Origin of the sequence: Acinetobacter sp. Colony158 (genome assembly GCF_019264745.1) — a bacterium.
Lineage (GTDB): Bacteria > Pseudomonadota > Gammaproteobacteria > Pseudomonadales > Moraxellaceae > Acinetobacter > Acinetobacter ursingii.
Genome location: NZ_CP078523.1, coordinates 12,063 through 12,358, shown reverse-complemented (window position 1 = coordinate 12,358; position 296 = coordinate 12,063). Strand labels below are relative to the sequence as shown.

1 pseudogene (only partly in view) is annotated in these 296 nt (G+C 40.9%); it reads right to left on the bottom strand.

What is annotated here, in order from left to right:
• A pseudogene (locus JR005_RS00060) lies at nt 1–266 on the bottom strand (CerR family C-terminal domain-containing protein) (it extends 366 nt beyond the left edge of the window).
• Nucleotides 267–296 lie beyond the last annotated feature (30 nt).

The window sequence follows — 296 nt, the reverse complement described above, 5'->3', positions numbered from 1 at the left end:
TTTCGAGTAGGAGAGAGTGAGCTTTGTACTAACTCCGCCAATTGCTGTTCGTCGATATAATGTCGATGGGCTTCTACCAAAACTGCTTTATACAAGCCATCTCGTCCTTCAAAATGATAATTGATTGCGGCAAGATCGACCTGTGCCAGTTGGGCAATTGCTTTATTGGTGGTTTGAGCTAAACCTTCTTGCGCAATTAAATGACCTGCTGCTTCAATAATTTTCGCTTTTGTTAAATCACCATCGCGGCGACGAGATCTGGACATAAGATAACCTAAATCAAATTTTGCTTTTAA